General features: G+C 70.9%; 21 protein-coding genes. 10 read left to right on the plus strand and 11 right to left on the minus strand.

Annotated elements, in window-relative coordinates; genetic code table 11:
- Positions 1–419 precede the first annotated feature (419 nt).
- On the minus strand, positions 420–1,214 hold the full coding sequence (locus ACFQV6_RS13420; protein ID WP_378027766.1) for a siderophore-interacting protein: 795 nt from the start codon (positions 1,212–1,214) through the stop codon (positions 420–422).
- Between the two features lie 187 nt (positions 1,215–1,401).
- On the opposite strand from ACFQV6_RS13420, the gene ACFQV6_RS13425 reads away from it, so the two are divergent.
- Both ACFQV6_RS13425 and ACFQV6_RS13430 read left to right on the plus strand, forming a co-directional pair.
- Positions 1,402–2,340 (plus strand): ATP-binding protein, encoded by a 939-nt coding sequence (locus ACFQV6_RS13425; protein WP_378027767.1) that lies wholly within the window; start codon positions 1,402–1,404, stop codon positions 2,338–2,340.
- Between the two features lie 135 nt (positions 2,341–2,475).
- Entirely contained in the window at positions 2,476–3,279 is an 804-nt protein-coding gene (locus ACFQV6_RS13430; protein ID WP_378027768.1) for a hypothetical protein, read from the plus strand.
- Here ACFQV6_RS13430 and ACFQV6_RS13435 read toward each other — a convergent pair.
- The gene (locus ACFQV6_RS13435; protein ID WP_378027769.1) at positions 3,243–4,184 is read right to left on the minus strand and encodes a cation diffusion facilitator family transporter; all 942 of its coding nucleotides are present in this window, start codon (positions 4,182–4,184) and stop codon (positions 3,243–3,245) included. The genes ACFQV6_RS13430 and ACFQV6_RS13435 overlap by 37 nt on opposite strands.
- 100 nt (positions 4,185–4,284) lie before the next feature.
- Between ACFQV6_RS13435 and ACFQV6_RS13440 the strand changes: the two genes are divergently transcribed.
- The 3 genes from ACFQV6_RS13440 to ACFQV6_RS13450 all read left to right on the plus strand — a co-directional run bounded on the left by ACFQV6_RS13440 (position 4,285) and on the right by ACFQV6_RS13450 (position 6,431).
- Entirely contained in the window at positions 4,285–4,593 is a 309-nt protein-coding gene (locus ACFQV6_RS13440) for an ArsR/SmtB family transcription factor (RefSeq protein ID WP_378027770.1), read from the plus strand.
- A gap of 72 nt (positions 4,594–4,665) precedes the next feature.
- Positions 4,666–6,135 (plus strand): SMI1/KNR4 family protein, encoded by a 1,470-nt coding sequence (locus ACFQV6_RS13445; protein ID WP_378027771.1) that lies wholly within the window; start codon positions 4,666–4,668, stop codon positions 6,133–6,135.
- 104 nt (positions 6,136–6,239) lie between these two features.
- A complete protein-coding gene (locus tag ACFQV6_RS13450) occupies positions 6,240–6,431 on the plus strand; it encodes a hypothetical protein (protein WP_378027772.1) in 192 nt (63 codons plus the stop codon).
- Here the strand turns inward: ACFQV6_RS13450 and ACFQV6_RS13455 are convergent.
- From ACFQV6_RS13455 to ACFQV6_RS13465, 3 genes are read right to left on the minus strand one after another with little or no spacing between them, the layout of a single operon-like run.
- Positions 6,376–8,718: a putative bifunctional diguanylate cyclase/phosphodiesterase gene (locus tag ACFQV6_RS13455; protein ID WP_378027773.1), complete on the minus strand. Its 2,343-nt coding sequence runs from the start codon at positions 8,716–8,718 to the stop codon at positions 6,376–6,378. The two genes, ACFQV6_RS13450 and ACFQV6_RS13455, sit on opposite strands and share 56 nt — an antisense overlap.
- Positions 8,711–9,004, minus strand: a complete 294-nt coding sequence (locus tag ACFQV6_RS13460; RefSeq protein WP_378027774.1) for a hypothetical protein — start codon at positions 9,002–9,004, stop codon at positions 8,711–8,713. The genes ACFQV6_RS13455 and ACFQV6_RS13460 overlap by 8 nt, the downstream gene beginning before the upstream one ends.
- 8 nt (positions 9,005–9,012) lie before the next feature.
- A complete protein-coding gene (locus ACFQV6_RS13465) occupies positions 9,013–9,720 on the minus strand; it encodes a GntR family transcriptional regulator (protein WP_378027775.1) in 708 nt (235 codons plus the stop codon).
- A 66-nt stretch (positions 9,721–9,786) separates the two neighbouring features.
- Here ACFQV6_RS13465 and deoC point away from each other — a divergent pair, with 66 nt between their 5' ends.
- On the plus strand, positions 9,787–10,482 hold the full coding sequence (gene deoC / locus ACFQV6_RS13470; protein WP_378027776.1) for a deoxyribose-phosphate aldolase: 696 nt from the start codon (positions 9,787–9,789) through the stop codon (positions 10,480–10,482).
- Between the two features lie 56 nt (positions 10,483–10,538).
- Here deoC and ACFQV6_RS13475 read toward each other — a convergent pair whose 3' ends face one another.
- Together ACFQV6_RS13475 and ACFQV6_RS13480 are read right to left on the minus strand one after the other, a co-directional pair.
- The gene (locus ACFQV6_RS13475) at positions 10,539–11,561 is read right to left on the minus strand and encodes a hypothetical protein (protein WP_378027777.1); all 1,023 of its coding nucleotides are present in this window, start codon (positions 11,559–11,561) and stop codon (positions 10,539–10,541) included.
- A 61-nt stretch (positions 11,562–11,622) separates the two neighbouring features.
- Positions 11,623–12,357: a lysophospholipid acyltransferase family protein gene (locus ACFQV6_RS13480; protein WP_378027778.1), complete on the minus strand. Its 735-nt coding sequence runs from the start codon at positions 12,355–12,357 to the stop codon at positions 11,623–11,625.
- Between the two features lie 198 nt (positions 12,358–12,555).
- On the opposite strand from ACFQV6_RS13480, the gene ACFQV6_RS13485 reads away from it, so the two are divergent.
- Both ACFQV6_RS13485 and ACFQV6_RS13490 read left to right on the plus strand, forming a co-directional pair.
- Positions 12,556–13,584, plus strand: a complete 1,029-nt coding sequence (locus ACFQV6_RS13485) for a hypothetical protein (protein WP_378027779.1) — start codon at positions 12,556–12,558, stop codon at positions 13,582–13,584.
- A gap of 5 nt (positions 13,585–13,589) precedes the next feature.
- On the plus strand, positions 13,590–14,615 hold the full coding sequence (locus ACFQV6_RS13490) for a hypothetical protein (RefSeq protein WP_378027780.1): 1,026 nt from the start codon (positions 13,590–13,592) through the stop codon (positions 14,613–14,615).
- A gap of 40 nt (positions 14,616–14,655) precedes the next feature.
- On the opposite strand, the gene ACFQV6_RS13495 is transcribed toward ACFQV6_RS13490, so the two are convergent.
- Positions 14,656–16,353: an RICIN domain-containing protein gene (locus tag ACFQV6_RS13495; RefSeq protein ID WP_378027781.1), complete on the minus strand. Its 1,698-nt coding sequence runs from the start codon at positions 16,351–16,353 to the stop codon at positions 14,656–14,658.
- Between the two features lie 142 nt (positions 16,354–16,495).
- Here ACFQV6_RS13495 and ACFQV6_RS13500 point away from each other — a divergent pair, with 142 nt between their 5' ends.
- A complete protein-coding gene (locus ACFQV6_RS13500) occupies positions 16,496–16,873 on the plus strand; it encodes a CU044_2847 family protein (RefSeq protein WP_378027782.1) in 378 nt (125 codons plus the stop codon).
- Between the two features lie 153 nt (positions 16,874–17,026).
- Positions 17,027–17,548 (plus strand): phospholipase, encoded by a 522-nt coding sequence (locus ACFQV6_RS13505; protein WP_378027783.1) that lies wholly within the window; start codon positions 17,027–17,029, stop codon positions 17,546–17,548.
- A gap of 339 nt (positions 17,549–17,887) precedes the next feature.
- Here ACFQV6_RS13505 and ACFQV6_RS13510 read toward each other — a convergent pair whose 3' ends face one another.
- The 3 genes from ACFQV6_RS13510 to ACFQV6_RS13520 form a co-directional block, all read right to left on the minus strand.
- Positions 17,888–19,231 carry a diguanylate cyclase domain-containing protein gene (locus ACFQV6_RS13510; protein ID WP_378027784.1) on the minus strand — a complete coding sequence of 448 codons (1,344 nt, stop codon included), beginning with the start codon at positions 19,229–19,231 and terminating at the stop codon, positions 17,888–17,890.
- A gap of 1 nt (position 19,232) precedes the next feature.
- Positions 19,233–20,393 (minus strand): FIST signal transduction protein, encoded by a 1,161-nt coding sequence (locus tag ACFQV6_RS13515; RefSeq protein ID WP_378027785.1) that lies wholly within the window; start codon positions 20,391–20,393, stop codon positions 19,233–19,235.
- Positions 20,394–20,482: 89 nt separating this feature from the next.
- Positions 20,483–22,069 (minus strand): PP2C family protein-serine/threonine phosphatase, encoded by a 1,587-nt coding sequence (locus ACFQV6_RS13520; RefSeq protein WP_378027786.1) that lies wholly within the window; start codon positions 22,067–22,069, stop codon positions 20,483–20,485.
- Between the last annotated feature and the right edge of the window lie 12 nt (positions 22,070–22,081).

Genomic DNA, 22,081 nt, shown 5'->3' on the forward strand with positions numbered 1-22,081 from the left:
GGCGCCAGCCGATCTGCTCGGCTGGGCGTGAGTGGTGGGTTGCGGCCGGAAAGGCCCCGCTGGGCGCCAGCCGACCCGTGCAGCTGGGCGTGAGTGGTGGGTTGCGGCCGGAAAGGCCCCGCTGGGCGCCAGCCGACCCGTGCAGCTGGGCGTGAGTGGTGGGTTGCGGCCGGAAAGGCCCCGCTGGGCGCCAGCCGACCCGCGCGGCTGGGCGTGAGTGGTGGGTTGCGGCCGGAAAGGCCCCGCTGGGCGCCAGCCGATCTGCTCGGCTGGGCGTGAGTGGTGGGTTGCGGCCGGAAAGGCCCCGCTGGGCGCCAGCCGACCCGCGCGGCTGGGCGTGAGTGGTGGGTTGCGGCCGAGAAGGCCCCGCTGGGCGCCAGCTGGTCTGTTCGGCTGGGGGTTAGAGGGGTGCCGGGGCGTCAGCGGGACGGGCGGTGCGCGTTTGGGGAGCTGCGGCGGAACGGGGAGTCGTGGTCTGTCCGGGGGAGGTCTGAGGAGCCGCCGGCGCCGAAACCGGGGCGGCCGGGTGTCCATTGAGGCTGGACACGAATCGCGCGGCGGGACCATCCGCGCTGCTCGATCAGGTGTCGTTGCACCAGCCGGCAGGTGTCGCTCTCTCCGGCCACATAGGCGGCACCGCTACCCGGCGGCAACTCCAGGTCTTGGACCGCTCGCAGCAGCACCCGGGAAGCCACCGCCGAAGCTCTGCCCCGGTGAACCCAGGGCAGTGAAGGCACACCGTGAGCCCCCGGCATCTCGTCGTCCGCACCGGCCGACTCGAAGACGCCGGCCACGACGCTGTCCCCGGGCAACGCGGCGCGCATCGACAGGAGCGGCACCGCCCCCGTCTCGTCCCCCACGAACAGATGGAAGGCCGCCGTCTCGTCGAGCATGATCTTGCTGCGGGGCGGTTCAAGGGTGATCCGATCGCCCGGCGCGACGGTGCGCGCCCACACGCAACCGGGCCCGCCCTCATCGTGCAGTGCGACCCGAATCGTCAGCACCGACTCGCGCCGCCCCCAGATCGTATAGACCCGCCGAGCGTGGCCGTCGCCGACCGGCACACGAACCACCAGGTGAGCACCGGGCCGGAACCGTAGCCGTGGCACCTCGGGCCCGGCGAGCTCGATCTCCCGCATGTGCGAAGTCACGTCACCGACCGAGCGAACCCGAGCGGCCAGGTGCACCCCGATCTCCCGCCGCGGATAGCCCACGCCGAGACACTAACAACCCCCGGCTGGCCACCAGCGGCTCGAGACAGACCGGGAGACACCGGCAAACGCGGCCGGATCGCGACGCGCCTCGAGGCGGATGCCGTACGCATCAGCCTCGAGGCGGATGCCGTACGCATCAGGTGTGTTGGTTCTTGTTCGCCGCACGCCGCCCACTACCCTGTTGAAAATGAAAATCGCTTTTACCGGCAAGGGCGGCAGTGGCAAGAGCACCCTGGCCGCCCTCCTCGTAGCGCATCTTCGTGTGGCGGGACACCGGGTCCTGGCGATCGACGCCGACGTCAACGTCCACCTGGCGCTGCTGCTCGGAGTGACCGTCTCGGCGGACGGCGCGCTGTCGAACCCGGCGAACACCAGGCGCGTCCGCGAGCACCTCCTGGGCACGAACCCCCTGGTGGCAGGTGCCGAACACTTCGTACCGACGACGCCGCCGGGCCCGGGTTCACGCCTCGTGACCCTGGACGAGAACGACCCGATCCTGGTCGCCCACGCGGAAACGCTCGACCCGCGAACTCATGTGATGCACGTCGGAACCTACGAGGCGCGGGACATCGGGGCGGGCTGCTACCACGGTCACCTGGCTATCCTGGAGAACCTGCTGTCCCACCTGGATCTCGGCGCCGACGACTGGGTGGTGTGCGACATGGTGGCCGGCACCGACGCCTTCGCCAACTCGTTGCACGCGCAGTTCGACGTGATCGTCGTGGTCGCCGAGCCGACTCCGGAGTCGGTGTCGGTCGCGGTGCGGTACCGGGAACTGGCCGCGGCGGCCGGGGTCGGTGACGTGCTGGCGATGGTCGGCAACAAGGTCGCGGATCAGGCCGACCTGGACTATCTGGTGCGCGAGCTGGGTGAGGCGCCGCTGGCGGTGCTGACCACCCAGGCGGGGCTGCGCCGGGCGCGTCAGGCGGGCACCCCGCCGCGGCCCGCGGATCTTGATGACGCTTCCGCGCTGGCGTGCATCGTGTCGCACGCTCGGTCCCGGCCGATGAACGATCAACGACGAGAAGCCTTGATGCGTACGCTCCACCTGCGAATTGCCGCAAAAGGATGGGTACGGAGCGCGCACGGTGACGTCACGACTCAATTAGGCCCCGCACGAGTGTGAATCCCTGTCACGTTTTCCGTGACATTTCCGGCTGCCGCTCCGGCGCCATTGTCTGGCATCCTTTTCCGCAAAGACGGAAAGGGTGGATTCTTGTCTGTCCGGGTTCTGCCTATTTTGGCCGGAGACATTCCCAGGGTGGCGCAGTTCCTCCACCACCACCTCAACTCGCGGCTGTCCGCGCAGGTCTGGGCGCAGTCAATCACGGCGCCCTGGCCTGTGCGGGCCCCCAACCACGGCTTCATGCTTGTCGCCGACGCGGTCATCGTCGGCGTCTACCTGGCGTTCTATTCCGACCGGCTGATCGGGGGCAGGTGCGAGCGATTCTGCAACCTGGGAGGTTGGTGTGTGCTTCCTGAATACCGGCTGCAAAGTGTGCGGTTGCTGAAGGCAATACTGGCGCAGGAGGGTTACCACTTCACCGACCTCTCGCCGAGCGGCAACGTGATCCCCATCAATCTGAGATTCCATTTCCACCACTTGGACACGACACTGGTCGCCGTACCCAATCTGCCCTGGCTGTCGCGCCGCGGCCGGATCAGCTCCGACCCGCGCGACCTGGAGCGGATGACCGGAGCCGATCGGGAGGTCTACCGCGACCACCGGCGAGCCCCGGCGGCCGGCCACGTGGTCGTCTCGTCCGGGGCGGAATCCTGTTACGTGGTGTTCCGCCGCGACCGGCCGAAAAACCTGCCGCTGTTCGCCTCCCTCGTGCACGTCAGCCGCCCGGACGTGTTCCGCCCGATGTTCCGGCCGTTCACCGGGCATCTCCTGACCCGCTACGGCATCCCGGCCACGCTCGTCGAGACCCGCATCGCCGGTCACCGTCCGCGCGCGTCGATCCCGGTACGCACGGCCCGCCGCAAGATGTTCCGCAGCGAATACCTGCGACCGGAGCAGATCGACTACCTGTACAGCGAACTCGTCTGCGTCCCGTTCTGACCGCTGCGGGCGCTGTCCGGATCGGCGTGGACCGTCGCGCCGACCAGCCGCGGCACGTGGTGGCTCAGCCGATGCCCCGCATCCGCGGCGATCGCGTGGGCGGCCACCAGGCTGAGCGAGGAGTCGACCACGATCCCGGCCTCGGCGTGCAGGCGGTGCCCGATCCAGCGCAGTCGCAGCCCGGACACCGCGCGAACGCCCGGGACCGCCCGCAACTCCCGCTCCGCCTGATCAACAAGCTCCGGATCGACCCGGTCCATCAGCCGGTGGCCCACTTCGCGCGCGGCGTCCTTGAGCACGAACACGATCGCCGCGGTGATCGCCAGTCCGACAACCGGGTCCGCCCAGCCCCATCCCGCCCAGGCGCCACCCGCTGCGAGCACCACGGCCAGTGAGGTGAACCCGTCCGCGCGGGCGTGCAGGCCGTCGGCGACAAGCGCTGCCGACCCGATCCGCCGCCCCACCCGGATCCGGTAGCGGGCGACGAGCTCGTTGCCGGCGAAGCCGATCAGGCCGGCCACGAACACCCACGGCAGGTGGGTCATCGTGCGTGGATCAAGCAGGCGATCAACCGCCAGCCAGCCGGTCGCCACCGCCGACGCCGCGATCGCCGCCAGGACGACGATGCCGGCGAGGTCCTCGGCACGGCCGAAACCATAGGTGTACGCCCGGGTGGCGGCCCGCCGGCCCAGCCAGAAGGCAACACCGAGAGGTACGGCGGTGAGCGCATCAGTCACGTTGTGGACAGTGTCGCCGAGCAGGGCGACCGACCCGGACAGCATCACGATCAGCCCCTGGAGCGCCGCCGTGACACCCAGGCCGCCCAGCGAGATCCAGACCGCCCGCATGCCCTCCCCGTCGAGCGTGTCGTCGGGCGCGTGATGGTGGTGATGGTGACCGTGCATGCCACGATAATATGTGCTCATGCGCGCACGCGACAACGTTGCAAATGCCAATGACCTGCAAAAACCCGGCCTTGGCGGGGCAGCGGATGCCGGGCCTACGGTGATCGGATCCGCAGTTGTCCTCCTGGCGATGCTGGCCGACGCCACCCGGCTGCGCCTGATGGCCGTCCTGCTCCGCGGCGAACAGGACGTCACCGCGCTCACCGAGGCGGTCGGCGCCGCCCGGCCCGCCATCTCCCAGCATCTCGGCAAGCTCCGCCTGGCGGGCCTGGTCACCACCCGCCGCGACGGGCGCCGAGCGGTCTACTCGGTGGCGGACGAGCACGTGGCCCGCCTGGTGACCGAGGCCCTCCACGCCGCCGAACACCGCGTCTCGGACCGCCCCGGCCACCACCGCACCCAGTCCTGAGCCACCGCACACAGCCAAGCCCTAGAGGCGACGGGACACCCGGCCGGCGCCCCTTTCTCTAGAGTGTCCGGTGTGGATCAGGGGTGGCCGGGCCGTGGCCCATGGGTGATCACCGCGACCTCGGCAGGCGTCGACTGGCGGATCGCAGCAGCCGCCCTCGCAGCGGCAGCCGAGGTGCCGGTGGCGGCGGTGGTCGTGGGCGCGAGCGTGTCCGGCGACGATCCGGCCCGGCCGCACCTGGCAGCGCTGCTCGAGCTGCCCGCGGCGAACCGGCTGAGCCTGGACCGGGCACGCGGCCTGGTCCTGGCGATCAGCCGGGCCTACGAGGTGGTGCTCGTCGCGGGCCCGGCCGGCCTGCTCATCCCGCTCGGCGACGACGGCTGGACGCTGGCCGACCTGGCAGCCGCCGTCCGCGCTCCCGCGATCGTCGTCACCGGCGCCGGAACAGACGCCGTGAACCACACGACCCTCGCGCTCGGCGCGCTGGCCGGCCACGGGATCCCGGCGTCCGTGGTGACGATCGGTGAGGTCGACGAGGAGGCGCTGCCGGTCACACCGGCCGGCCGCATCCCCGCCGACCCACCGGAGGATTTCGCCGGCGCCGCCGATTGGCTGCACCCGTGGCTACGGGCGAACCCCGGCCCGCCCGCACTCGCGGAGCCCGCCCCCGGCATAAAAGCCGGCGGGCAACCGGTCAGCGGCAGACGGGTCGTCCTCGGCCTGCTCGCGGTGTTCGTCCTGATGGCCTTGATGGCCTGCGGGCTGGCCTGGTGCGCCCCGGCAACCAGCGAATACAGGTTGTACACCAACGAGCCCGCTCCGCAGCTGCGCGCCACCATCGGGCAGGCGCCGTACGTTCCGCGCCCGGCACCAGCCGTCCCCCGGCCGGCGCAGTCCGCCCAGCCGTCGCGGCAGCCGCCGCCGAACGTCTGCCCCGAGAACGCCGGCCGCATCACACCCACCCACCCGGACGCCGCAACCACGGCCCGGGTCAACAAATCCTGGCAGCGAATCGAGAAGTGGCTGAAGGCCCACGCCCCGGCCAGCCTCCGCGCCCTGCGCCCCGGTGCTCCCGCCAGCCGGATCGACGACCTGCAACGACGGATGTCGGTGGCCTTCCCGCCCGACCTGGTGGCGTCGCTGCGCCGGCACGACGGAGCGTCCGGCGTCGGCGGGTTCGACCTGCCGCCCTATTTCACCCCGGAGAGCGTCAAGGACCTCCTCGGCGACTGGCAGGTGTCGTGCGGGGTGCTGGCCGAGGCCGACACCTCCTGGGCGAACCCCTGGTGGGACAAGGCGTTCGTACCGTTCGCCGCCGACGGCTCGGGCGGCAGCCTCGTTGTCGACCAGAGGCCGGGCGGTCACGGCCGGGTGGGTGAGTTCTACCCGGATGACGGCACCAGGTTCGAGGCGTGGCCGGCGTCGGTGGCCGAGCTGCTGGAGCTGACGGCCGCGTCGCTGGAGAGCGGACGGCCGTACGACGGCCGCTACCGCCCGCGGGCCGGCAAGGACGGACAGCTGGACTGGGAGATCGTCCGTTAGGAACGCCGCCCCACCAGGAATCGATCGATCAGTAATCGAGAAGCGTGCTCTGCCGGGCCGCCAATAGCGTCTCCGGCAGCACCGACTTCCCGAGGAGATCGATTATGATTCGCCGCTTTCACCGCTGGATGGCCGTCTTCTTCACGGTCACCGTCATCGCCACCACGATCGCCCTGTCCCGGAAGGACCCGGTGCTCTGGGTGTCCTACGTTCCGCTGCTGCCGCTCGCCCTGCTGTTCTTCACCGGCGGGTACCTGTTCGCTCTGCCGTACCTGGCAAAGCGGCGCAAGGCGTGAGGAACAGCACCGCGCACTCGTCGGCGGGCAGTGGCCGGGCCATCAGGTAGCCCTGCCCGTACCGGTATCCCATGTGCCGCAGGCGGTCCGCCTGCTCGGGCGTCTCGATGCCCTCGGCGACCGCCTTGAGCTGGAGGTGCTCGGTCAGCTGGGCGACGGCCGCGGCCACCGCGAGGCGGCCGCGGTCGGCACCGTCGTCGGCGATGCCGTCGACGAACGACTTGTCGAGTTTGAGGACGTCGACGGGGAAGGCGCGCAGCAGGCTGAGCGACGACTGGCCGGTGCCGAAGTCGTCGAGGGCCAGGTGGATGCCCATGTCGTGCAGGGCCTGGAGGGTTTCGCGGACCTGCCAGCCGTCGACCACCGACGACTCGGTGACCTCCAGGATCAGGTTGCGCGGTGTCAGGCCGTTCTCGCTGAGCACCGCGGCGACCTGGTCGACGAAGCCGGTCTCCCGCAGCTGCCGGACGGCGACGTTGACGTTGACGGCCTCGATGGCGCCGTCGCCGTACTCGTCGCGCCAGCGCGCCATCTGGGCGCACGCCTCGCTCAGCACCCACGCGCCGAGCGGCACGATCAGCCCGGAGCGCTCGGCGACCGGGATGAACTCGCCCGGCGAGACGAACCCGCGGGCCGGGTGCTGCCAGCGCACCAGGGCCTCGGCGCCGTGCATGTAACCGGTGACCAGGTCGTAGACCGGCTGGTAGAGCAGGCGCAGCTCACCGTTGAGAATGCCGTCGTGCAGCTCACCGGCCAGGCGCGCGTGGTTCGTCATGTCCTGCCGCATGCGCGGCTCGAACCGTACCCAAGAGGCTTTTCCTGATTCTTTGGCCGCATACATCGCGATGTCCGCGTTGCGCAGCACCTCGTCGGCGGTCTCGCCCGGCGCGCCCACCGCGATGCCGACGCTGGCGTGCAGCAGCAGCTGCTGGTTGGCCGAGGTGACCGGCCGGCCGGCGGCGCGCTGGAACCGCGCGGCGGCGGCCTCGGCGGCGGCCGGATCGCCGGTCGGCAGCAGCACCGCGAACTCGTCGCCGCCCAGCCTGGCCGCCGTCTCCCCGTCGCCGCAGGTCTCCCGCAGCCGCTGGCCGATCTGCCGCAGCAGCTGGTCGGCCGCGGTCGGGCCGAGCGTGTCGTTGACCATCTTGAAGTCGTCGATGTCGATGAGCAGGGCGCTGGCCGGCAGCCCCTCGTCGAGGCGGGCGGCGAGCGCGAGGCTGAAACCGGTCCGGTTCGGCAGGCCGGTCAGCGAGTCGCTCAGCGCGAGGCGCTCGAGTTCGGCCTGCTGGCGGCGGACGGCGCGCAGCGCCTCCTTGTTCTCCCGCAGCCCGACGAGTTGCCGGGCCACGACGATCGCGGCGATCAGCACGGCGCCGACGATCACGGCCCGGCCGCGCAGGTCCAGGTCGCGGGTGGAGACCGTGATGACCAGGCCGGCGGTGCCGGCGACGGCGAGGACCTGGACCGGCTCGGCGATCGACCAGCGCGGGCGGGCGTCCTCGGTGCCGGCAGCGGTGGTGCGGGTCAGGACCAGACCTTGACGGTACGCCGCCAAGCTCATCGACAGCCCGACGAGTGGATATCCGAGGATCGCCAGCAGCACGGCGCCCGCCCGGTGCCCGCTGAGCAGGATGCTCACCGCGCCGAGGCCGATCAGCGGTGCGCCCGCGAGCAGGCCCAGCGCGCCGGGGTCGACCCGCCCGGCCGGACTGACCGCGGCCTTGCCGAACACCACGAGGCCGAGCAGGCACAGGACGCCGACGAGCCCGGAGGTCCAGCGCGTCGACATGGTGGTGCCGTCCGGCGCCAGGTCCACCACCGCGTACCCGAAGAACAGCGCGCCCGCGACGGCGACAGCGGAGCCGTCGAGCAGCACCCGCATCCAGTCGCTCCCGGTGCGCCGCCCCAGCGGGGCGTGACGGAAGGCGGCCATCGCCGCGGCCAGGCTGAGCACTGTGGGAACAGCCTCGTAGAGCGGCATGCCGGGGTCGCCGCGGATGGCGCAGACGGTCGCGCTGACCGTGCTGAGAAAGAGGAAGAACGCCGAGTACGCCCACAGCCGCCAGAACGCCCGGACCGGCGCCGCCGCCAGCGGTGACCTGCTCGTCCGCAGGCACATGAAGGTCGCGGCGATCACGCCCAGCGAGCCGGCGATGTGTCCCGGCACCTGCTCGCCGGCCTCGAGCAGGAAGAACCAGCTGCCGGCCGCGAGCACGCTGAAGACCGCGACCAGGACCGCTGCGTGGGCGGCTCGGTCGCGAGGCGGGTGCGTGTCGGTTTCACTCATCTCTGTCCGGTAGATCGGCGGGCGGCAGCACGACCTGAGCGGGGCCGGCCCGGCGCGATCGGCTGGTACCGGTGCTGGTCGATGCGTCAGCGGAAAAGGCGTGGACGTTCATGGACTCCCGCGCGACGGCTTCCTCGGCGTCGAACAGGCCGTCCCGGAGAAACTGGTGGCCGAGTGTACCGCCGAATCCGTGGAGCGTGATCGATACCGAGCCGGACGATCCGGCCACCTGCCCGGCGGATGACGGGGCGTAACCGAGCCGGCGCCGCGGCAGGGCGAGCGTCACCTGGCCGCTCAGTGCGGCTCGACGCCGAACGCCACGTCCAGCCGGTAGCGGCTGCCCGCGTAGCGCGACTCGCTCAGCTCCACGGGCCGCTGCTCCAGGTCGAGGATCAGCCGTTCCTCCACCAGCAGCGCCGATCCCACCGGCACGTCAAGTTCCCGCGCGTCCTCCTCCGACGCCGACTGGGCCGTCAGCGTGGCGCTTCCGCGGACCGGCGTCCGCCCGAGGACCACGAGCGCCTCGTGAACGGATCCGGTCAGGTCCGCGTCGAGCAGTGCGGACAGCGTCCCCGGGTACACCGCACGTTCGAGGGCGATCGGTTCGTCGTCGGCGAGGCGTACCCGAGAGATCGTTATGACCTCGGGCTTGCGCAGCCGCAACCGGGCCGCTTCCGCCGCGGTTGCCGGGCGCAGCTCGGCCGAGACCACCCGGGAGCTGGGGCGGCGTCCCTGCTTGCGGATCTCGGCGCTGAGCCGGACCAGGTGGTCGGCGCGGCGGGGCCCGGTCGGCGCGGCCACGAAGGTGCCCCGGCCGGGCGCGCGGTAGGCGAGACCGTCGTTGACCAGCTGGGTGACGGCGGCGCGGGCGGTCATCCGGCTGACGCCGTGTTCGCGGGCGAGTTCGGGCTCGGAGGGGAGCGGGTCGTGCGGCTGGGATTGCGCGATCCGCGCTCGGAGCGCCTGCTCGATGCGGAAGTAGCGTGGCGCGAAGTCGGGCACGCGCACACTTTAGCGGTCATCGACCTGTCTAGACAGCTACCTGTCTATACAAGTACTCTGCCGGTCATGAACTTCACCGTCGCCCAGGTCGCGAAGATGATCGACCACTCCATCCTCCGGCCCGAGTTCACCACCCAGGACGTGCGTGACGGTTGTGCCGTCGCCGCGAAGTACGACGTGGCCTCGGTGTGCGTCCGCCCGTGCGACGTGCCGGTGGCGGTGGAGCAGTTGCGCGGGACGAAGGTACTGGTCGGCACCGTTGTCGGCTTCCCGCACGGCACCAGCCCGACGGCCGTCAAGGTCGCCGAGACCGAGCTGGCCGTCGCTCAGGGCGCCGCCGAGATCGACATGGTCATCAACATCGGCTGGCTGCGCTCGGGCGCCGTCTCCGCCGTCGAGACCGAGATCAAGGAGGTGGTCGTGGCCGCCGGCAGCGCGCACGTCAAGGTGATCCTCGAGACGGCCTACCTGACCGACGAGCAGAAACTCGCCGCCTGCTGGGCCGCCGAGCGGGCCGGCGCGGCGTTCGTGAAGACCTCGACAGGGTTCGCCCCGACTGGTGCCACGATGGACGACCTCGCGCTGATGCGCTCGGCCGTCTCGCCGAAGGTGCAGGTCAAGGCGTCCGGCGGGATCCGCACGCTGGACGCGCTGCTGGCGATGACCTCGCTCGGCGTGACCCGCTTCGGCATGTCGGTCACCGCCGACGTCCTGGACGACCTGGCCCGCCGCCAGGTCGCCCTCAGCAATCGCCGGGCCTGACGGCGACGGGCCGGAGCCGGCGCCCACAACCACCCCGACGCCGTGGGATAACAGCGTCAGAAGACGTTCATCATGATCCCGTTGGTGAGCGACGTGCTCTGCATCCCGTCGATCTTGATGGGGTTCCCCGACACGTGCTCCACGTAGATCCGCATGAGGAAGTTCCGCGTCCCGCACGACGGGTCGACCGGGATCCCGGAGAGCGCGAAGTTCACCACGTAATGGTGAGCGTCGTCCCGGATCGTCTTGCGCGACTCCGCGGTGCTCGTCGTCCGGCAGGTGTGCGCCGTGGTGTCCAGCTGGATCACCTCGTAGCGCACGTCCACCACCGAGTTCGTGCCGCGCGCCTTCTCGTAGGCGTCGACCCCCGTGCACGACGCCGTACCCGTGTAACACGTGGTCAGCTCCAGGTTGGCCAGCGCCTGCACGCTCGTCGCCCCGGCCGCGGCGTTCCACTTGTAGACCGGCGTCCCGTCGCTGTAGAACACCCACGCCGTCGGCGTGCCCGCGCCGATGTAGGTGCAGGTGCTCGACGAGCCGACGCTGTTGCACGCCGGGTTCTGCCACCAGCGGGCACCGGCCTGATCGGTGTCGCTCACCTCCAGCCAGGTGTCACCGGCGACGGCCGTCAGGTGATAGCCCGTCTGCGAGGTCGACGCGGTGTAGGCGTACAGCCCGCAGGTGTAGGTGCCCGCCGACGGCGCGGTGAAGAGCAGGTCGGCGTAGAGCGGCAGGTGCCCGGGGGTGGCGTACGAGGTGGTGTCCGACCCCTCGTGATTGCGCGACGACGTCGAGGTGACCCCGGTGACCGCGCCCGCCGCGTCGGCGCACTTGAGGGTGTCGTTCATGGCCACGACGGCAGTGGTGCTGCTTGTCGCCTGGAGTCGGCCCCGCACGTGCCGCGACTCACCGGCGGCCAGCGTGACCGTCCGGCTCAGCACGCGCTTCTCCACACCCGGCGTGAACGTGGAGGCGCCGGCCAGCGTCGTCCGGGTGACCGGACCGGCGTCCGCCTGGGCGGGCTGCGCGAGCCCGCCGATGATCAGCGCCGCCGTGAACAGGGTGAGTGATTTCCGCACTGCCGCACGCTCCTGAGGGGAATGGGAAGATCCATGAACGTATCGCAGCCGGTCCGCCGTTTCAGTTCCCGGCGGGTGTTCCCGCCAACAGCGAGGCGCTGATCGCCTGACGCGCCGCCTCGCGCAAGGCTTGGACGTCCGGGTAATCAGCCGGCTGGAGCGGCGCCAGCACCTCGATCCGGATGTCGGCGCGGTCGCGCAGCACCAGCCCGTGCTTCGGCAGCGCCCGCCGTGAGCCGTGCACCGCGATCGGGAACACCGGCACACCGTGCCGCACTGCCAGCTCGAACGCGCCGTTCTTGAACGTCTGGAGCGTGCCGTCCTGCGTCCGCCGCCCCTCCGGGAAGATCATCACCGGTGAGCCGGCCCGCAGGTGGCGATCGCAGTGGTCCATCATCCTGCGCACCGAAGCGCCGCTTCCGCGTACCAGCGGCACGTAGTCGTTGAGCCGCATGTTCCAGCCGATCACCGGGATCTTGAAGATCTCCTGCTTGGAGACCCACTTGAACGGCCGGAACAGACCGAACAGCACGAGGATGTCGACGAGCGACGCGTGGTTGGCGACGAGGACCGCCGCACCGCGCCAGGGCAGCAGGTCACGGCCGCTGACCCGCAGCCTCCACAGCGGATTCAGGTGGACGTAGAGGATCGCCCACGCCGACGAGTACAGGTGCAGCACCACCCGCCGCCGATCGAACGGCAGCGTCACCAGCCAGAGGATGACCGCTCCGAGGAAGAACACCGGGGACGTGATCCCGATGAACGCCCAGAACGCCACCGAGAACACGCGCAGCATGGCCGACATCTTAAGGACCAGGCCTTTCGCTCGCGGCCGCGGCCGGTCGTCGCGCACACCTTTTTTGTACGGCCGACGCAGAGTACTGCCTGTTCACGCGATCGGACTGCCCGCTCGCGCCCGGTGCCGCGGGCGCCGGGCGGAGCGTGCGGCGAAAGGGGGCCGATCAGCGGGGTCGATGTGCTCTACGATCCTGCGATGTTCTATCTGCGTGTCCTGATCCGGTACCTCTTCGGCGGCCCGGTTCCCGAGACTCCCGAGTTCGACGAGGAGCGCATCTTCTGGGACGTGGACCTGCGGGACGCGCGGGACCGCGCCCGGCACGGTGACTGGCAGGCCGCCCGCAAGGTGATCGAGCAGGCCGGCACCGACTGGGAGCTGCGTGGCGGCCGCCTGGGTGTGCTGGCCGACCTCGCCGCCACCGACGACGCCTGGCTCTACGCCTGGCTGCGGGCCGAGCCGGAGGACCCGTCCGCCGTGCTGATCCAGTCGATCATGCTGGGGCAGCGTGCCGGTGAGGCGCGGGGGAGTGCCTCGGCGGCCAACACCACGCAGGAGCAGTTCCAGAACTTCCGCGCGCTGTCGGACGCGGCGGCTCAGGTCGGCCAAAGGGCGATCGACCTGGCCCCGCCGAACGACCCGCTGCCGTGGGTCGAGCAGCTCGGCAACATGTTCGCCGACCGGCGCACCGTGGAGACGTCGTTCGACGCGGTGTTCGACGAGGCGCGGCGCCGCGACCCGTACAATTTCGATCTTCATTTCACGGCTCTGAGCCTCCGCTGCCAGAAGTGGTACGGCTCGCACGAGCAGATGTTCGCGATCGCCCGCAACGTGGCGGCCGCGGCTCCGCCCGGTGCCAGCGCGGTCGTGCTGCCGCTGTTCGCCCACTTCGAGTTCGCGATGCGCGAGTTCTGCTGGGACACCCGCACGAGTAAGTCGCTGCGGGCGGCCAAGAAGTACTTCCGCCGTCCCGAGGTGCAGCAGGAACTGGACCAGTGGATCGCCAAGTGGCGCGCTGCCCCGCCGAACCGGGCCCGGCTAGCCAGCTGCCGCCAGTGGATCGCCCTGTATTACACGATGGCGGGCCGGCGCAAGGAGGCTAAGGCCGTCTTCGACGAGCTCGGCCAGTACGTGCTGCCGGTGACCGGCTGGGGCTACTTCTTCGCCGGCGGTGAGTACGGGTACCTCAAGAGCTGGTGGTGGGCCAACGGCGTCGGCGGGATGTGAGCGGCATGATGTTCAGGACTGTCTACCTCTTCTTCCGCTACTTCCTCGGCAAGCCGGTGCCGGAGACCCCCGAGTTCGACGCCGACCGTGCCATCGCCGATCACGCGCTGCTGGAGGCCCGGGAGCGGGCCCGGCACGGCGACTGGCAGGCCGCCCGCAAGGTGATCGAGGACGCCGGCAACGACTGGGAGCTGCGCGGCCGGCGCGTCGCCGAGCTCAGCAGCCTGGCGCAGAAGGAGGACGGCTGGCTCTACGCCTGGCTGCGGCCGGCGCCGTCGGATCCCAGCGCTGTGCACATGCAGGCCGTGATGCTCGGTGGCCGGGCCGCGGTGGCGCGTGGCAGCAAGACGGCGGAGCACACCTCGGCCGAGCAGTTCGTCGATTTCGAGCAGCTGTCGGAGGCCGCGGCCCAGGTCGGGCGCCGGGCGATGGAACTGGCACCGCCGGGTGACCCGTTGCCCTGGGTGACATTCATGCAGGCGTTCTTCTCCGACCGGCACGGCCGGGGAATCACCCTCGACGAGGTGTTCGACGAGGGGCGGCGGCGCGATCCGTACAACTTCGATCTGCACTTCCGAGCGGTCACGCTGCGCTGCCAGAAGTGGGGCGGTTCGCACGAGCAGATGTTCTCCACCGCTCGCGAGGTGGCCGCGGCCGCACCGCCCGGCGCCAACTCGGTGATGTTCCCGCTGTTCGCCCACATCGAGTACGTGCTGCTCGAGATCGCCTGGGACAAGAAGCTCGAGCCGTCGGTCCGGGGTGCCAAGAGGTACTTCCGGCGCGCCGAGGTGCGGCAGGAGCTGGACCAGTGGATCGCCAAGTGGCGGGCCGGCACGCCGAACCCGGCGAACCGCTCGACCGTCCTGCAGTGGGTGGCGATGTTCTACATCCTGGCGGGCCGCCGCAAAGCCGCGAGGGAGGTCTTCGACGAGCTGGGCCAGTACGTGTCCCCGGTGGCGGCGTGGGCGTACATCTGGGGCGACCGGGAGTACGGGTACCTGAGCAGCTGGCTGTGGGCCAACCGGATCTGAGCCGGTCCGTGCCCGGCGACGGGCACGGACCGGGTCCCAGCTACTTCAGGCGGATCTTGCTGTCGGCGGTGTCCAGCTCGTGGCGCCGCCAGTTCGGCGCCGCACCCTTGGCCTTGGCGGCGTCCGGAGCCACCGGGGCGAACGTGTAGGCGACCGGTCCGTCGATCGCGGCGCTGCGGAACGCGATGCCGAAGCTCTCACCGGACGGCACCTCGTACCGGAACGCCGTCGGATCACTGGCGGCGACCGTCTCCGGGTCGGCCTCCGGATCGGAGACCTGGAACCACTCGCCGTAGGCACCGGTGCCGATGCCGGTCTCGAACGCGACGTAGATCAGGTTGTCCACGCCCCGCACGGTGACCGCGGTACGCAGCGGCGCCCACTCCACCACCGCCGAGGGCACGCCGGCCGACTGGATACCGGGGATCTCGGTCCAGCCGGTCCACGAGCCGTCGGAGTTCTCCTTCTTGGTGAGGACCGCGCCGCCGAAGTCACGGGCGAAGAGCGTCACGCGGTACCCGGGGTTGACCACGACCGACGGCGGCAGGATGGAGAGGTTGCCGCCGAGGTCGGACCAGTCGGAGAGCACGCCGTTGTCGAACGCGGCCGTCTGCAGCCGGCCGTCGGTGTTCACCGCGAAGGCCCGGGCGCCGGTGCGGGACCGGACGACCACCGGCGTTCCGTAGAGGCCGGAACCGCCGAGGTTGCGCCACGCGCCGTACGGTGTCTGCGGGTTGTTCAGGTTCTGCGGGGCGTACCAGAGCTGACCGCGGACGATGGCCCAGGTGGCGAGCCGCCCGTCCGGGGTCAGCGGCCCGGTGATCGGCTGCGAGTCCGTCTCGGACGCACCGCCGATGTCCCAGATGTCGCCGTAGACGCCGGTGCCCTTCTCGGTCTCGTCGAGGATCACCGTGTCCCCGGCGGCCGCGTCGTGCACCACGGTCTGCACCCGGCCGTCGGCGAGCCGCGCCGACGAGGTCCGCCCGGTGTAGCCGAAGTTGTAGGTCTCCACGATCACCGGCTCCGGCGCGTTCGGATCGTCGTTGTACGGGTCCGGGTTGCGGTCGGTGATGATCTGCAGGTGGTTGTCGGACTTGATGTAGCTGTACTGCACCGGCGCGACGCCACCACCGGCCGGCGGGGCGCCCTGCTGCACCGAGACCGGCTGCTTGCTGGTGAACCGCTGGTGGAAGGTGACCGGGGACTCCGCGGGCGGCAGGTAGAACTCCTCGTTGTCGGAGTTCTCCAGGTTGGAGCAGGTGTACTGGATCAGCGCCACATTGTTCTCGGTCTTGCCGTTCGGCAAATTGAGGCACTTGCCGCTGCTTGCGGCGACGAACCGCACGGTCGGCTGGTCGAGCACCTCGTCGACCTTCCACAGCCCGTTGAGCTGGGCGTTGCACGTGTACTGGATGATCGCCGCGTTGTTCGCCGCCGAGTTGTCGTACACGTTGAGGCACCGCCCGGACCCGACACCGCGGATCCAGTAGTTGCCGCTACCTCGCGGGACGAGCTCGAACTTGTCGTTGGTGGCGGCGGCGTTGCAGCCGTACTGGATGATCGCCGCGTTGTTGGCGGTGCTCCCGCCGGAGACGTTGAGGCATTTGCCGCTGTGCGCCAGCCTGAGCTGGATGCCCTTCGCGGGCGTGGCTACGGCCTGCGCCGGGCCGGCCGGTACGAGCACCGTGGAGACGGCGATCGTCACCACGCCGGCCACCGCATAGATTCTGGACTTCACTGACTCCCCGTTCTGTCAATGCTGAAGGACCCATCGAAGCGAGTTGATCGCCGGGCCGCAACTCGAACGGGGTGAACTCTCGGCGCCGGATCACCGGCTGGGGGAGGATCCAGGAACGCGTCGATCCACTGAGGAGGCGGTCTTGTCCGAGCCGGTTCGTGTGCAGCTACCCGACGGAACGCAGATCTGGGCCAGGGTCAGCCAGGAGAGGGGTCCCGCCGACGTCGGCTGGCGCGACGGTGGCGGTGCCTCCGACGTGGTCGTCGCCCGGCTGGACGACCTGCAGGAGACGATCCGGGTCGTGGGGAGCACGGTCCGCTCCGCGCTCGCCGACATGCGGCCACACGGGGTGAGCGTCGAGTTCGGCATCGAGCTGGCGATCAAGAGCGGCACGGTGATCAGCGTGCTCACCGAGGCCGCCGCGAAGGCGAGCCTGCGAGTCACGCTGAGCTGGAACGACAGCCCGCCACCGGCCGCCCCGGCGGAGGATGACGACGATACCCGCCCGTTTGCTCAGTGATCGACAAATCTCCATGTCTCGATAGTGGTCGAGACAGCTCGGCTCCGCAGACTTAGTGATCGTTAGGGTAACTCGCGGGTAACATCCGCGGACCTGCCCTGACGTCCGGTCGCCCGCCCCTGACCGGGGCGGGCCGTTCGTGAGGAGCCCTGGATGTCGTCGACAGCGCGTTCCCTGCTCACCGCCGTGTTCGCCACGGTGGCCGTTCTCTGCACGGCGATCCCCGCACACGCTGCCCCCACCGACAAGCCCGCCGTCCTCTCTTCCTTCACCCAGACCAGCGTGTCCAGCTACAACTCCTGGAACGCCGCCCGGCAGAACCAGGGCGCCTGGTCGGCCTACGGCTTCGACTGGAGCACCGACTACTGCTCCGCCAGCCCGGACAACCCGCTCGGCTTCGACTTCAAGCTCTCCTGCTACCGCCACGACTTCGGCTACCGCAACCACAAGGCCATCGGTACGTTCGCCGCCAACAAGAGCCGCGTCGACTCGGCGTTCTACTCGGACCTGAAGCGCAAGTGCGCCACGTACAGCTCGGTGGTACGCCCCGCCTGCACCAGCCTCGCCTGGACCTACTACCAGGCGGTGTCCGTCTTCGGCTCCGTCGCCGCCGTAACCTCCGCCGACATCGACCGAGCCGCCAAGATCAAGGCCGCCGCCCTAGCCGCCGCCTGATCCCCCCAACGCGGTGCGGCCGCGCCCCAGCTCGGCCGCCCGCCGCTCTCACAGCTCGCCCGGGGACCCGACCGGACGAGCCAGCTGGCGCCCAGCGGGGTGTTTTCGCCCGCAGGGCCCCGCTGGCGTCCAGCCGGGCGAGCCAGCTGGCGCCCAGCGGGGTGTTTTCGCCCGCGAGGCCCCGCTCACGTCCAGCCGGGTGGGCCAGCTGGCACTGAGCGGGGTGTTTTGGCCCGCAGGGCCCCGCTGGCGTCCAGCCGGGCGGGTCGGCTGGCGCTGAGCGGGGTGTTTTGGCCCGCGAGGCCCCGCTCACGTCCAGCCGGTTGGGTGGGCGCCGGGTCACGGATGGGCGGCGGCCAGCAGCTCGGCTCGCATGGCGGGGTCGAACTCACGGCACGTCCCCGGCATGGTCTTCTTCGCCCGGTACATGGCCAGATCCGCGTCCTCCACCAGCCCCTGCGCCGTACACCCACCCCCGGTGTACGCGATCCCCACACTCACCCGGGTCCGCACACTCCGCCCACCGATCTCGAACGGCCGGGCGATCGCGTCGATCACCCGCTCCGCGAGATCCCGGGCACCGTCGGCCGGGTCCAGCAGCACCGCGAACTCGTCACCGCCCAGACGAGCCGGCATGTCCGAGTCGCGGACCACCCCGCGAAGACGGTCGGCGACACCGAGCAGCAGTTCGTCACCCGCGGAGTGGCCGAGCGTGTCGTTCACCTGCTTGAAGAGGTCCAGATCGAGATAGAGCAGAGCAGCCGGATGACCGGCCGCAACAACCTGCTCGACGCGTTGCAGGAACAGCGTCCGGTTGGGCAGGCGGGTGAGCGGATCATGATGGGCGTCGGCACCGGTCAGCGCCAGCGAAGCCTGTTCAGCGAAGGCCGCCAGCACGTCACGGCGCTCGGATTCGCGAATGTCACCGCCCGGCCCGGTGATCACGAATCCGCCGGCGATCTCGTGGCCGACGTGCACCGGTGCGGCGATCAGGTCGGGCCCGGTGACCGGCCGCCCGGCGGTGATCGCGCGTTGGGCGGCGTCGATCAGCGGCTCGTGAGGGGAGGACCCGCTCAGCGAGCGGACGGTCAGTCCGGCCGGGCTGTGCAGCACGAGGGCGACCGCCGACCCGGCGAGAAGGGAGGCCGCGCCCGCGGTGATCGAGCCGAGCACCTCACCGATGGGGGTGCGCAGGTTCGCCGACCGCTGCACCCGCAGCAGCGTCTCGAGCAGCCGCTCCCGGCGTTCGAGGGCTTCGAGCAGGACGAGGCGGCTCTCCGCCAGCTGCCGTTCGCTCTCCAGGGTGCGCAGGCTGCGCAGTGCCAGGCCGAGGACCCGGGCCATGCCCTGCAGCATCTGCCGCTCCTCGGCGGCGAACGGCTCGTCGGTACGGGCGACGATCAGCCGCTCACCGATGCCGCGATCCAGAGCGTGCACGGTGACGTGCATCGGGCCGATGCCGGGAAAACCGGAGATGTCGGTGCTGGTGAACAGTGACGGGTCCGGCGACCGGCCGAGCCCGACGGACGCGGGTACGGCGTCCCCGCACACCACCGCAGCCACCGAGGCGTCGGTCGCCTCGGCAGCCCGCTGCACCGCGATCCGCGCGGCGCTGGTCAGGTCCCCGGCGCGGGTGATCGCGCTGAAGAACTCGGTGAGCTGAAGGGTGGACCAGCCGGACATGTCAGCTGACCGCGAGGGCGACCACGGTCAGATGGTGCATACCCTTGGCGTTCGGCTCCCGGACGATCTCGCCGTTGGAGTAGAACCCGCCGTACGGGATCGGCTTGAGCGCGTCGCGCAGCCGTTCGGCGGCCAGGTCGGTCCGGTTCTCGCCCAGCGCGATCGAGCGTACGCAGCAGTCGAAGACGAGCACGCCGAGCGGTTCGGCGTCACCGAGCAGCGCGGTCGCGGCGTTGGCGGCCTCGGCGGGTGCGCCGACGATCGCGTCCGGGTCGGCCTCCATGAACCAGACCATGGCACCCTCGGGGGTGTCGGCCAGCCCGGAGATCGAGCGGTCCGCCGGGTCGGCGGAGAAGACCACGCGGATGTCCTCACCGGTACGCCGCGCCAGCCCGAGCGGCCGGATCGTCGCGAACTGCAGGAACGCGGCGGGGTCGGCGGCCATCTCGGTGGTTCCGCCGGTGCGCCGCAGGTAGACGTCGAGGGCCGGCTCACCGTCGAGCTCGAAGATGGTGCCGCCCTCGCTGCGGGTGACGACCATCGGCTCGCCGGTCTTGTGCCAGCCGTGTGCCATGCCGATGCCGAACGGCGACTCCGAGCCGAGGGCGGCGCCGAGCACCGCGTTGGGCAGCACCCGCACGTCCCGCCCGGAGCTGAAGAAGTGCCAGGTGCCGGTCTGTGTCACGTTGTCGCCCGCGCATCCGCCGACCAGCGGCACCTGAGCCCCGGCCACCGTGTACGCCCCGCGCACCATCTCCTGCTGATCCCCGCTCCGGCCGTCACCGAGCAGCAGCACCACACGGTGCTCGGCGTCCACCTCGTCGAGGCAGGACGCGGCTTCGATGCCGGCTTCGTAGAGATCGCTGTCGTGGGGGACCGCCCGGACGGCGGCGGTGAAACCCGGCCCGCCGAGCGCGTTGACCACGACACCGGAGCCGCGCCCGTCGGGAGTGAACTCGCCCGAGGTCGAGCAGCCGATCATCAGGACGTTCCCGCCGGCCGCGGCGTGCACGGCGGCTGCCATCTCCGGCGTCGAGTGCGACAGCGACGCGAAGACGATCAGCAGTCCGGCGTCGCGCCCGGCGAGCGCCTCGCGGCAGGCCTGCGCGCCGGCTTCGGCGGGGTCCTCGAGCAGGCTGCGCCCCACACCGAACCACCGCATGATCACTCCTCGCCGGCGGCCGCGGGTGCGAGCCGTCCGGGACAGCCCATCGGTGGCAGCGCGGCAAAACTGAGGGGGAGCGCGGAATTTCAGTCGAAGGTGATCCACAGAACAGCGGTGTCGTCCGACGCCGGCCGGCTCTGCGACATCCGGTCGAGCAGCACCTCACACGGATCCCCGGTTCCCTCCCGGGCCAGATCACCGGCGGCGGCGGCCAGCCGCTCCATCCCCACGTACATCGACTCGTTCCGCCGCTCCACCAGCCCGTCGGTGTACCAGATCAGGTGGGCGCCGGGCGGCACGACCACCTCCGCCTCGCGCCGGCTCGCCGCTTCGACAGCGACCGGTAACGATCGGCCCTCCCACAGGAACTCGCCCCTGCCGCCGGTGATCAGCAGCGGTGGCGGGTGACCGGCGCAGGCGTACCGCAGGAGCCGGGTGGCGGGATGGTAGTCGGCGTATCCGACAGTGCAGGTACGGGCGCCGTCGACAACGGTGCTGGCCCGGTCCAGGCCGGTGAGGACGCCCGCCGGTCCCGGTGCGGTCTGTGCGAGCACGCGCAGGATGGCCTGCAGCCGGGCCATGGCGGCGGCCGCGGCCAGGTCGTGCCCGACGACGTCACCGACGGCGAAGCCGATCCGGCCGCTGGGCAGGGGGAACACGTCGTACCAGTCGCCGCCTACGTCGTGGGTGAGGTCGGCGGGGCGGTAGCCGGCGCTGACGCGTACGGCGGGGAGCTCGGTGACGAAGGCGGGCAGCAGCGCGTGCTGGAGCTGCCGGGCCGCGCTGACCTCGCTCTCGTACAGGGCACGGGCGTTGTCGCGCTCGGCGATGCCGACGGTGAGCAGCCAGGCGCCGACGACGGCGACCGCCAGGAAGAGCTGGAGCGTGGCGGTCTTGAAGGGCAGCGAACCGTCCAGCGCTGCCCACGGGCCGTGCCCGGCGCTGGTCAGCACGTTGGCGGTGACGGTCATGGTGAGGCCGGCCGACATCGTGACGGCGAGCCGCTCCTGGAAGCCGAGCCAGTAGAGCAGTGGCAGGGGCATGTAGAACAGCGGCAGGTGCTGCGGCCAGAAGCTGACGGCGGTGACGGTCACGGTGAGCAGCAGGATGAGGCCCCACCGGGCCACCGACGCCCGGCTCCACGGCGGCCGGTGCCGCCAGGCCAGCACGGTGCCGGCCACGGTCAGGGCGCCTGTCGCGTCACCGGCCCAGAACGGCAGGAACGCCTCGGCCCACTCCCGGTGCTGGCTCTGTGCGATCGTGGTGCCGCCGATCAGGGCGCCGGCCAGCGGACCGGCGACCACGCAGCAGCCCAGGAACGCGAACAGGTGCCGGCGCTGGAGCAGGTTGAGCTCACTGGGCACGTACCGGCGCAGCAGCGACGCTCCGACCAGGGGCTCCACGGTGTTGGCCAGGGCGAATCCGCACGCGTAACCGAGCGTGATGCCCTGGGAGGTGTCCACGGCCAGCTCGATGACCGCGACGGTGGCCAGGATCCAGGGCCACTGCCGGCCGGGGGTGAGCAGCAGCGCGGACAGGGTGACACCGGCCGGGAGGAAGAGCACGACGATCGAGGTGGCGCCGAAGGCGAGGAACGCGAGCAGGGCACCGGCGGTGTAGGCGGCCGCCACCACGACGACCACCTGCCAGAGGGGGCGGTGCTGCTGCCTCATGCCGGTACCTTA

Origin of the sequence: Actinoplanes sp. GCM10030250, assembly GCF_042666575.1 — a bacterium.
GTDB lineage: Bacteria > Actinomycetota > Actinomycetes > Mycobacteriales > Micromonosporaceae > Actinoplanes.

Bases quoted from the DNA above. Each gene is read 5' to 3' on its own strand.
- ACFQV6_RS13490 (WP_378027780.1), top strand. From the start codon at position 13,590: ATGATGTTCAGGACTGTCTACCTCTTCTTCCGCTACTTCCTCGGCAAG.
- ACFQV6_RS13425 (WP_378027767.1), top strand. From the start codon at position 1,402: ATGAAAATCGCTTTTACCGGCAAGGGCGGCAGTGGCAAGAGCACCCTG.
- ACFQV6_RS13435 (WP_378027769.1), bottom strand. From the start codon at position 4,184: ATGCACGGTCACCATCACCACCATCACGCGCCCGACGACACGCTCGAC.
- ACFQV6_RS13520 (WP_378027786.1), bottom strand. From the start codon at position 22,069: ATGAGGCAGCAGCACCGCCCCCTCTGGCAGGTGGTCGTCGTGGTGGCG.
- ACFQV6_RS13450 (WP_378027772.1), top strand. From the start codon at position 6,240: ATGATTCGCCGCTTTCACCGCTGGATGGCCGTCTTCTTCACGGTCACC.
- ACFQV6_RS13480 (WP_378027778.1), bottom strand. From the start codon at position 12,357: ATGCTGCGCGTGTTCTCGGTGGCGTTCTGGGCGTTCATCGGGATCACG.
- ACFQV6_RS13485 (WP_378027779.1), top strand. From the start codon at position 12,556: ATGTTCTATCTGCGTGTCCTGATCCGGTACCTCTTCGGCGGCCCGGTT.
- ACFQV6_RS13505 (WP_378027783.1), top strand. From the start codon at position 17,027: ATGTCGTCGACAGCGCGTTCCCTGCTCACCGCCGTGTTCGCCACGGTG.
- ACFQV6_RS13510 (WP_378027784.1), bottom strand. From the start codon at position 19,231: ATGTCCGGCTGGTCCACCCTTCAGCTCACCGAGTTCTTCAGCGCGATC.
- deoC (WP_378027776.1), top strand. From the start codon at position 9,787: ATGAACTTCACCGTCGCCCAGGTCGCGAAGATGATCGACCACTCCATC.
- ACFQV6_RS13515 (WP_378027785.1), bottom strand. From the start codon at position 20,393: ATGCGGTGGTTCGGTGTGGGGCGCAGCCTGCTCGAGGACCCCGCCGAA.
- ACFQV6_RS13455 (WP_378027773.1), bottom strand. From the start codon at position 8,718: ATGAGTGAAACCGACACGCACCCGCCTCGCGACCGAGCCGCCCACGCA.